Annotated in this window: 9 protein-coding genes; all 9 read left to right on the top strand. The window is 52.6% G+C overall.

What is annotated here, in order from left to right:
• Nucleotides 1–22 precede the first annotated feature (22 nt).
• Nucleotides 23–448 carry a PTS mannitol transporter subunit IIA gene (locus WAO31_RS02750; protein ID WP_509589966.1) on the top strand — a complete coding sequence of 142 codons (426 nt, stop codon included), beginning with the start codon at nt 23–25 and terminating at the stop codon, nt 446–448.
• 16 nt (nt 449–464) lie between these two features.
• Nucleotides 465–1,511, top strand: coding sequence for a zinc-dependent dehydrogenase (locus WAO31_RS02745; protein ID WP_509589964.1), 1,047 nt, complete (start codon nt 465–467; stop codon nt 1,509–1,511).
• 10 nt (nt 1,512–1,521) lie between these two features.
• Complete coding sequence (locus WAO31_RS02740) at nt 1,522–1,986, top strand: DUF3817 domain-containing protein (protein WP_509589962.1); 465 nt, start codon at nt 1,522–1,524, stop codon at nt 1,984–1,986.
• Nucleotides 1,982–3,538 carry a glutamine-hydrolyzing GMP synthase gene (gene guaA, locus WAO31_RS02735; RefSeq protein ID WP_509589968.1) on the top strand — a complete coding sequence of 519 codons (1,557 nt, stop codon included), beginning with the start codon at nt 1,982–1,984 and terminating at the stop codon, nt 3,536–3,538. Before WAO31_RS02740 ends, guaA begins: the two co-directional genes overlap by 5 nt.
• A gap of 4 nt (nt 3,539–3,542) precedes the next feature.
• The gene (locus WAO31_RS02730; protein ID WP_509589960.1) at nt 3,543–4,457 is read left to right on the top strand and encodes a glycerophosphodiester phosphodiesterase family protein; all 915 of its coding nucleotides are present in this window, start codon (nt 3,543–3,545) and stop codon (nt 4,455–4,457) included.
• Nucleotides 4,458–4,470: 13 nt separating this feature from the next.
• A complete protein-coding gene (locus WAO31_RS02725) occupies nt 4,471–6,741 on the top strand; it encodes an ATP-dependent helicase (protein WP_509589958.1) in 2,271 nt (756 codons plus the stop codon).
• A 56-nt stretch (nt 6,742–6,797) separates the two neighbouring features.
• The gene (gene sucC, locus WAO31_RS02720; RefSeq protein WP_509589956.1) at nt 6,798–7,955 is read left to right on the top strand and encodes an ADP-forming succinate--CoA ligase subunit beta; all 1,158 of its coding nucleotides are present in this window, start codon (nt 6,798–6,800) and stop codon (nt 7,953–7,955) included.
• Between the two features lie 11 nt (nt 7,956–7,966).
• The gene (gene sucD / locus WAO31_RS02715; protein WP_509589954.1) at nt 7,967–8,854 is read left to right on the top strand and encodes a succinate--CoA ligase subunit alpha; all 888 of its coding nucleotides are present in this window, start codon (nt 7,967–7,969) and stop codon (nt 8,852–8,854) included.
• Nucleotides 8,855–8,875: 21 nt separating this feature from the next.
• Nucleotides 8,876–10,071, top strand: a 1,196-nt coding sequence (locus tag WAO31_RS02710; RefSeq protein ID WP_509589952.1) for a cell division protein PerM, incomplete at its 3' end; no start/stop codon positions are given.

The following is a 10,071-nucleotide window of genomic DNA, read 5'->3' as shown; positions in this document are numbered from 1 at the left end:
TTGAATGGGGACAACATTTCGGATGACTGATTTTTTACAGTTGGCTGGAATTCGCTTAGGCGTCACGGCCTCCTCGCAAGAGGAGGCCGTGCGTCTTTGCGGCGAAACACTTCACACCCTCGGGGCTGTGGAGGAACCATATCTTGCCGCCATGTGGGAAAGAGAGAACATAATCTCCTCTTACATGGGTGAGCAGGTGGCATTACCCCACGGTACCGACGCAGCAAGGCAGTATGTGAACTTCACCCAAGTCGTGCTGGTTCGCTTTGAGAAAGAGGTTTCGTGGGACGGCGAGCTAGTCAAGTTGTGCATCGGCATTGCTGCCAAGGGGGACGAGCACGGAGAGTTGCTTGGGAACCTAGCGGACAAGCTCTTGGACGAGGCTTCCTACAAGACGATGATGGAATCCAACTCTCCACAAGAATTACTCGAACTAATCAATTCATAGAAAGGCAACAAAACACGTGAAGGCAGCAATTTACCGGGGACCGCAGGATCTAAAGGTTGAGCAAGTTCCAGAACCAGAGGCTGGACCGGGTGAGGTAAAACTGCGCATTCACGCGTGCGCCACTTGCGGCACCGATGCCAAGATTTTTAACCACGGACATCCCAGACTCGAACCTCCTCAGATCATCGGACACGAAATAGCCGGCGAAGTTGTTTCGGTCGGCGATTCAGTGACCTCTGTAAAGGTAGGCGACCGAGTCCAGGTCATCGCCGCAATTCCATGTGGAACTTGCTGGGCCTGTCTTGATGACAAGATGACAATTTGCCCGAACCAACTTTCTATGGGGTATCAGTTCCCCGGTGGCTTTGCCGAATACATGATTGTTCCAAACGAAGTGGTTCGAGTAGACGGCATGAACCTAATTCCCGAAGGTGTCTCCTACGAAGAAGCATCGGTTGTTGAGCCGCTGGCCTGTGTTCTAAATGCCCAAGAGCTTGTTCGAGTGGGCGAAGGCGACGAGGTACTGGTGATGGGAGCTGGACCGATTGGTTGTCTCCACGTAAGACTTGCCAGAGCACTGGGCGCAAAAAAAGTTTTCTTAGCTGACATCAACGGCGGGAGGTTGAAACTTTCTGCGGATGTTGTGAAGCCGGATCGCGCCATAGATATGTCAAACGAAGACTTGGCCGAGATTATCAAAAAAGAAACCGACGGCAAGGGTCCTTCGGTGATCATCACTGCCGCCCCTTCCGGTCAAGCCCAAGAGCAAGCCATAGACATGGCAAGACCGGGAGGAAGAATCAGCTTCTTCGGGGGTCTTCCAAAAGACAAGCCAATGATCCAAGCGGACTCAAACCTCGTGCACTACAAAGAGCTCATGCTGATGGGAGCCAATGGCTCATCACCTTCGCACAACCGTCAGGCGCTAGCCCTGATTGCCTCCGGCAAGGTCAAGGTGGCCGACCTAATAACCACCCGGGTTTCACTGGATGATGTTCAAATGGGCATCGAGGCCGTGCTTTCAGGCGAAGCCATCAAAGTAGTGGTGCTTCCGAGCAAGTAAACTTAGAGGCATGTCAAGGCCTCTAAATCCAGCATCTTTACCTGCGATTGAGAAGGCCCTCAAGCTTTTCAAGGTCTCGTCTTTTATTACCGGCGGATTCCTACTTCTTCTTATGCTCACCTGGGGCCTTCGGCGCCTTGAAAACGTCACCTTTGGAGCCACGGTCGGATACGACCTCTGGGCCTTTGGCCCAAATGGGCTCATCACCCTAGAGCCCTACATCAACGAGGGTCAGGGTCTTCCGGACACCGGGCTGAACCTGACGGTTGCCATTTTGGTAATTCACGGGTGGCTATACGTTTTGTATCTGTTCGCCGATTTCAGAATGTGGACGTTAATGCGCTGGAGCTTCCTAAGGTTTCTAATCATTGCCTCCGGCGGAATTGTTCCTTTCCTTTCTTTCTTTACCGAGCGTCACTACGCCAAAATTGCAGAAGAGCAAATGCGCGAAGTGGGTTGGGAAGCTAAAAATTAATCGTCCGGTATTGGTAGTCGACTTCGGTGCGCAGTATGCGCAACTGATCGCTCGCCGAGTGCGTGAAGCCGGTGTCTACTCCGAAATTGTTCACCACAACGTCACCGCGGCGGATATAAAAGCCAAGGACCCGCTGGCGATTATTTTATCCGGTGGACCCTCGAGTGTTTACGAGCCAGGATCTCCTCAGTTTGATAAAAAAATCCTGGAACTTGGAATTCCAATTCTTGGAATCTGCTACGGCTTTCAAACACTCGCCAATCTGCTAGGTGGACAGGTTGATAAAACCGGAAAGCGTGAATACGGCAAAACCGACTTAAGAGTGACCGCAGCCGGTGAAATTTTGGCCGGTCAACCGGATTCCCAAACCTGCTGGATGAGCCATGGTGATCAGGTGGTAAAGGCCCCCGATGGATTTGAAGTTTTGGCCTCCACAGAAACAACTCCGGTTGCAGCCTTTGCTTCGAAAGAAAAAAAGATCTACGGAGTTCAGTGGCACCCGGAAGTTAAGCACTCTCAGTTTGGTCAAAACGTTTTGGAAAACTTCCTTCACAACGCTGCCGGCATACCAGCAGACTGGAACTCCGGAAACGTTATCGCCGAGCAGGTCGAAAAAATCAAAAAACAAGTTGGCACAGATCGCGTTATCTGCGGTCTGTCAGGTGGTGTTGACTCAGCGGTGGCTGCAGCCCTGGTCCATAAGGCAGTCGGGGACCAACTGGTGGCGGTGTTTGTGGACCACGGCCTTCTTCGCGAAGGCGAAGCCGAGCAGGTGCAGCGCGATTACGTTGCGGCAACTGGTATTCGCCTGGTCACGGTAAACGCCGAGGAGAAGTTCCTATCCGCTTTGGCCGGGGTATCGGATCCCGAGACTAAGCGGAAGATCATCGGCCGAGAATTCATTAGAACTTTTGAACAGGCCCAGGCCGAACTAATTGCCGAGGCCAAAGCTGATAACCGACCGATCAAGTTCCTGGTTCAGGGAACTTTATACCCGGACGTCGTGGAATCAGGAGGCGGCGTAACCGCAGGCATCAAATCCCACCACAACGTCGGAGGATTACCCGAAGACCTACAGTTTGAACTTGTCGAGCCACTCAGAACACTTTTTAAGGACGAGGTTCGCGCAATCGGGAAAGAACTCGGTCTTCCAGAGGAAATAGTTCAGCGTCAGCCTTTCCCGGGTCCCGGTCTTGGAATTCGAATTGTTGGCGAGGTGAACAAGGAGCGCCTCGACTTACTGCGCAAGGCAGATGCCATAGTTAGGTTTGAGCTTTCAGCCGCCGGCCTCGATGGAGAAATTTGGCAGTGTCCGGTAGTGCTGCTGGCCGATGTTCGCTCAGTGGGTGTTCAAGGAGACGGAAGAAGCTACGGTCACCCAATTGTTCTGCGTCCGGTATCAAGTGAAGATGCCATGACCGCGGACTGGACCAGGCTTGATTATGAATTGCTTGCGAAGATTTCAAACCGCATCACCAACGAAGTTGAAGGTGTCAACCGGGTGGTGCTCGATGTGACCTCAAAGCCACCGGGCACCATCGAATGGGAGTAGCGTCGTGGCGCCACTAGTTCTAGGTCATCGCGGAGCTTGCGGCTACCGCCCTGAAAATACCCTGGAGGCTTTTGAGCTTGCAATTTTGCAAGGGGCCGACGGTGTTGAGTGCGACCTAGTTCCAACCCGTGACGGTGAACTAATCCTTCGGCACGAGAACTGGCTAAACGGAACAACGGACATCGAGCTGCACCCCGAGTTCGCCGATCGAGAAAGAGCCGGTTATTCCGATGGAATTACCGAGAACGGCTTCTTCAGTGAAGACTTTGATTACGCGGAGCTTGATTCGATAAGGGCCAGGGAGCGTCTTCCAGAAATTAGGCCCGGAAGTGCAAAATTTGATGGCCAGTTCAAGATTCCAATCATCGATCAGCTGCTGGCCGCCCCATTTATGGATGGAAAGACCTTAATTATTGAGGTCAAGCACGGCATGCACTTCACCCGAAGAGGCATGGATATCGCAGGGATTCTGGCCCGAAAGCTTGATGAGTCGAGCTGGAAAGAGCGCGGTATCGAGCTCGTAATCGAAAGCTTTGATTACGAGATGATGCAGCTTTTGCAAAAAGCTTGCGGGTCGGATAAAAAATACGTCTTTTTGACCGAGCAGGCGCGACTCCCAGATAACGAGACCAAATTGAATAAGTCGTATCTCGAAAAAATTGCCGGCGATTTTGACGGAGTCAGCTTGGATCTTCCGCTACTTCTTGATCTGGACGATGATGGCACCCACACCATCCCAAACGGTTCAATTCAGCTCGCCCACGAACTGGGTATTGAAATTTACGGCTGGACCCTAAAGGCCGAAGATGCCACCGGAAGCGTCGACGAGTATTTTGCTAAGGTGGCGGCTTCAGGTCTCGACGGAATCTTCGTCGATCAGCCCGATTTGCTACGCAGCATTGTCGATGGCACCACCTAAGCTTTAGCGAGTTATGAATCAGAATCTCCTCGAAGGACTAAACCCGCAGCAAGTTGCCGCGGTGACTCATCGAGGTCCCGGGCTTTTGATTGTTGCCGGAGCAGGTTCCGGAAAGACTAAAGTTCTAACCCACCGCATCGCCCACCTACTCGACAATAAAGAGGCCTGGCCTTCCCAGATTCTTGCAATCACCTTCACCAATAAAGCGGCCAGTGAAATGCGAGAGCGTGTGCACTCGCTACTTGGAAACGTTGCAGATGGAATGTGGATCAAGACCTTTCATTCGGCTTGCCTTCAGATTCTTCGACGCGAGGCAGGCCTTTTGGGCCACGACGCAAACTTCACCGTCTATGACACCGGAGACACCAGGGCCCTGATTAAGCGCTTGATTCGTGAATCCGGTAGCGACATCGAGGGGCTAAAGCCCCAGAGCGTCGCAGCGAGAATCTCTAATGCCAAAAATGAACTCAAGGATTCGCAGGACTTTTATTCGATGATCGACTCGACTAATCCAAAGGACCGAGCCATCGCCGAGATCTTTACCCGCTACGCTAACGAGCTTCGCAAAAACAATGCTTTTGACTTTGACGATTTGATTGCCGAGACCGTCTACCTATTTAGGTCTTTTCCAAACATCGCGGCTCAGTACCAGAAGCGTTTCCGTCACATCTTGGTCGATGAGTACCAGGACACTAACCACGCTCAGTACTCGCTAATTCGGGAGCTAACCAAGCCGATAGCCGAAGCCCATAACGAACCCGACCCCAGAACTGGCGAGCTTGCCGGCCCCTCAGCCATAACGGTGGTTGGCGACTCAGATCAGTCGATCTATGCCTTCAGGGGCGCAGATATGCGCAACATTGCTGAGTTTGCCAAGGACTTCCCCGGCTCGGAGACCATTTTGCTCGAGCAGAACTATCGCTCGACCCAGAACATCCTCTCGGCAGCAAATGCCGTGATTTCGAAAAACTTCGACCGACCGGAGAAAAACCTCTGGACCGATGCCGGCGACGGAGAAAAGATCATCTCCTTTACCGGCCTCGACGAAAGAGCCGAGGCCGCCTACGTGGTCGACCAGATTGCCGAGCTGCATGACATCTCGGTCGCCTACCGCGATATTGCAATTTTGTATCGAACCAACGCCCTCTCTCCGTCTTTGGAAGCGGAGCTGAAAAGCCAGCGCATTCCCTACCAGGTCATCGGAGGACTGAAGTTCTACGAGCGCAAAGAAATCAAGGATGCGCTTGCCTACCTAACATCTATTGCTAACCCGAGAGACGATGAGGCAATCAGACGCATCTTGAACGAGCCCTCGCGCGGCATCGGAGAAAAAACCGAATTGAAAATTGCAGAGCTTGCAAGACGGGAAGAAATTTCCTTCCGCCAGGCAATCGGTCGAACCGATGCGCTGGGACTAGGACCGAAGCTCACAAATGCGCTGACCTCATTCTCTAAGTTGCTAAACGACTTAGACGCCATGACAGTGGAGTCAAAAATCGCCGAGGTGCTGTCGGCAGCTCTAAATCTCTCCGGTTATCGCGGAGCTCTTGAAGACAGTCGCGACCCGCAGGATGAAGCGAGGGTAGATAACCTAGATGCGCTCATCGGGCAGGTCTTTGAATACCAGAGGCAAAACCCGGATGCCACCATCGCTGAGTACCTGGCGGACATCACACTGGCAGCAGCTGCCGATGAAATCGATGATGACTCGGGCAGTGTTTCTTTGATGACCCTTCACACCGCGAAGGGTTTGGAGGATGACGTGATATTTCTGGTTGGTCTCGAGCAGGGGACCCTGCCGCATGTTCGAAGCTTCGATGAGCCCGGCGGGGTCTCGGAGGAAAGAAGACTTCTTTATGTGGGCATGACGAGGGCGCGCGGAAGACTGTATTTGACTTCGGCGCTGCAGCGGACTCTGTTTGGCTCAACCACGGCCTTTTTACCCTCCAGCTTCTTGGGCGACATCCCACCTGAGCTGCTTCAGACCGAGGGTGCCGAGCGGGCATCGAGTGGCTTTATTGCCGGGGGCTTTAGGGGAATGGGCTCATCCACCCCAACTCCATCTTTGAAGCCCAAGACCCAGATAGCTGGTGCCATAAGAGAAGTGAGGGACAACAGCTCCTTGCAGCTGGAGGTCGGCGATCGCATAAATCACTCCGACTATGGGCCGGGCACCGTTGCATCAACCAGAGGTGAAGGTCCCAAGCAGGTTGCTGAGGTCCAGTTCGATAACGGAGCAACCAAGCAGCTGGTGGTCAAAATAGCCCCCATCGAAAAGCTCTAAACTTGAGTGCCAGGGGCCATAAGGCCAATAGTTCTATTTCTGAGACGGGTTAACAGTTGGATTTATTTGAGTATCAAGCACGCGATCTTTTCGAAAAATATCAGGTTCCAGTCCTTCAGGGACTCATCGCAGACACCCCGGAGCAAGCCGAGGCGGCAGCTGCCAAGATCGGTGGAACCGTCGTTGTTAAGGCCCAGGTAAAAGTCGGTGGCCGAGGAAAAGCCGGAGGCGTGAAGGTTGCCCACTCACCCGAAGAAGCCAAAGCTGCGGCCGAAAAGATTCTTGGACTAGACATAAAAGGTCACATCGTTAAGCGTGTGATGATCGCCGAAGGCGCCAAGATCGCCAAGGAGTTTTACTTCTCCGTACTACTCGATAGATCAAACCGAACTTTTCTTTCCCTTTGCTCGGTCGAGGGTGGAATGGACATTGAGCAACTAGCCGAGGAGCGCCCTGAGGCGCTCGCCAAAATTGCCATTGACGCAGTCAAGGGAATTGATTTGGCAAAGGCTCTCGAAATTGCCAAAGCCGGAGGCTTTGATGACGGACTAGCCGCCAAGGTGGCACCGATATTTGTAAAGCTATATGACGTATTCAAAAAAGAAGACACCACACTGGTTGAAGTAAACCCGCTCGTTCTTACCGAAGACGGATTGATTTTGGCTCTCGATGGCAAGGTGTCTTTGGATGACAACGCTGAGTTCCGTCACGAGCGCGAGGAGATGGAGAGAGATACGCTCGACCCACTGGAGGCCAAAGCCAAGGCCATGGATTTGAACTACGTCAAGCTAGACGGTGAAGTTGGAATCATCGGTAATGGTGCAGGTCTTGTTATGTCCACCCTCGACGTTGTTGCCTACGCGGGTGAGCGCCACGGGGGAGTAAAGCCGGCTAACTTCCTGGATATCGGAGGCGGAGCCTCCGCTGAGGTTATGGCCGCAGGTCTCGATGTTATTTTGAATGACCCGCAGGTGAAGTCAGTTTTTGTGAACGTCTTCGGGGGAATCACCGCCTGCGACGCGGTTGCCAACGGAATCGTTGGGGCTCTGGAAAAACTGGGTTCTTCAGCTACCAAGCCACTGGTTGTTCGCTTAGATGGCAACAACGTCGTTGAGGGAAGAAAGATTTTGGCGGATGCGAACCACCCGCTTGTAACAGTTGTTGAGACCATGGACTCGGCTGCCGATAAAGCAGCCGAGCTAGCAAGCAAGTAGGGAAGCATCAGATGGCAATTTTTCTAGACCAGAATTCAAAAATCATCGTCCAGGGTATGACTGGATCAGAGGGAATGAAGCACACCCAAAGAATGCTTAAGGGTGGATCAAACATCGTAGGTGGAGTAAACCCTCGTAAGGCTGGCGAAACAGTAGAGGTTGACGGTAAGTCTCTTCCGGTTTTTGGAACGGTAGCCGACGCGATGAAGGAAACCGGTGCCAACGTCACCGTTATTTTTGTTCCACCCGCCTTTGCTAAGACCGCGATGATCGAGGCAATCGATGCAGAGATCGGTCTAGCTGTTGCAATCACCGAGGGTATTCCAGTTCACGACTCAGCGGAGGCTTGGGCCTACAACGTTTCGAAGGGCCTAAAGACCCGAATCATCGGACCCAACTGCCCGGGCATCATCAGCCCTGGAAAATCAAACGCCGGAATCACACCGAGTGATATCACAGGAACAGGACCAATTGGACTTGTTTCAAAGTCGGGAACTCTGACCTACCAGATGATGTTCGAGCTAAGAGACATCGGAATGTCAACAGCAATCGGTATCGGTGGAGACCCGGTGATTGGAACAACACACATCGATGCACTCAAGGCTTTCCAGGAAGACCCGGAGACCAAAGCAATCGTTTTGATTGGTGAAATTGGCGGCGACTCGGAAGAAAAGGCAGCCGCTTACATCAAGGACCACGTCACCAAGCCAGTGGTTGCCTACGTCGCCGGATTCACTGCCCCCGAGGGTAAGACCATGGGTCACGCGGGAGCAATCGTGTCTGGTTCCGCCGGAACCGCCCAGGCCAAGAAAGAGGCCTTTGAGGCGGTTGGCGTCAAGGTTGGCAAGACCCCGAGCGAGACCGCAGCACTCATGCGCGAGGTAATAAGTTCTCTGTAAAAATCAAGAAGACTTAGAGCTGTGAACAGAAGACAAACCTTTTTCATCGCAAGCTTAGAAGCTGCGATTTTGGTTGCCATTGGACTTGGAGTTCTGCTCGCCCCGCTAACCATCGTTTGGATTATTGAAAATGATCCAAACGTTAACTGGACCGTAGCCTTTAGAGCAGCCTCTGATTTTTGGTTACTTTCTCACGGCACCAGGCTTGTGGTGCCAGCCGGCGAAATCTTAGGTGTAGCGGTTCCCTTCTTTGTAATTTCACTTATCCCCCTAGGCATGACAATCTGGTTTGCACGTCTTTATTACAACGCCGGAAAAAGATTTCTGGTCGCAACCGCCCTATGGCCGGGTTGGCTCGGCGGAGTTATGGTCTTTGGTGCAGCGTCTCTTGCAATCAGCACTCTGGCTTTTGACGAGGCAATTTATCCGGTCACCTGGCAGGGTGTTATATTTCCGACCGTTTTATTCTTTGTTTTTCAGTTTCTAGGTTCGGTTTTTGGAAGACCCGATATTTTATTTGACGGCGACGTATTGGACCAGGCCCCAGAGCGCGACCGCATCAGAAGAGCGCTGAACGATGTGAGGCTAAAGATGCACTGGAGCATCAGATCTCTGATCTCTCCAGCCCTTCGTGCCGGCACCGCAATCACCGCAATGCTTCTGATGGTGTCCTCATTCACGGTGGCAGTTTTGATTGGGTTGAACTGGATTGATATCACGAGGCTCTACGAGAGCGTCCAAGTGAGTGTGCTGGGAGCGATTGTTCTGACCGCGGGTCAGCTGGCTATTTTGCCGAACATCGTTATTTATGGAGCCGCCTGGTTCACTGGAGTTGGTTTCTCAATCGGTACCGGGTCACTTATTTCGCCTCTGGGTTCGCAAGTGGGACCGCTTCCAGCGGTTCCTATTTTTGGAGCCCTGCCGGTTGGCAAGCTTGATTTTGGAATGGTTGCCATCGTTGTTGTATTACTGGCGGCCTTTATCGCAACCTTGATGATCAGAAGATCAGCCGATGAGATCAGGTTTGAGTTTGCAACAGCCTGGAGCGCCGCCATTTCACTGGGGTTCTCCATCGCGCTGGTGACCTCGCTGCAGCTAGGTCTGTTGAGCGTATTGGCTTCCGGAGGGGCTGGCCCCGGCAGGCTCTCCGAGGTCGGGGTAAATCCCTTGAACCTGATGCTGGTTAGCTTCGTCGAAGTGTTCGTTGTTGCGACTCT

Origin of the sequence: Rhodoluna sp. (assembly GCF_049276775.1) — a bacterium.
GTDB lineage: Bacteria > Actinomycetota > Actinomycetes > Actinomycetales > Microbacteriaceae > Rhodoluna.
The sequence above is the reverse complement of the archived record's forward strand: the minus strand, read 5'-3'. Positions and strand labels throughout refer to the sequence as shown.

Excerpts from the sequence above, each read along its gene's own strand:
- WAO31_RS02750 (WP_509589966.1), top strand. The coding sequence starts at position 23 with ATGACTGATTTTTTACAGTTGGCTGGAATTCGCTTAGGCGTCACGGCC.
- WAO31_RS02740 (WP_509589962.1), top strand. The coding sequence starts at position 1,522 with ATGTCAAGGCCTCTAAATCCAGCATCTTTACCTGCGATTGAGAAGGCC.
- WAO31_RS02725 (WP_509589958.1), top strand. The coding sequence starts at position 4,471 with ATGAATCAGAATCTCCTCGAAGGACTAAACCCGCAGCAAGTTGCCGCG.
- sucD (WP_509589954.1), top strand. The coding sequence starts at position 7,967 with ATGGCAATTTTTCTAGACCAGAATTCAAAAATCATCGTCCAGGGTATG.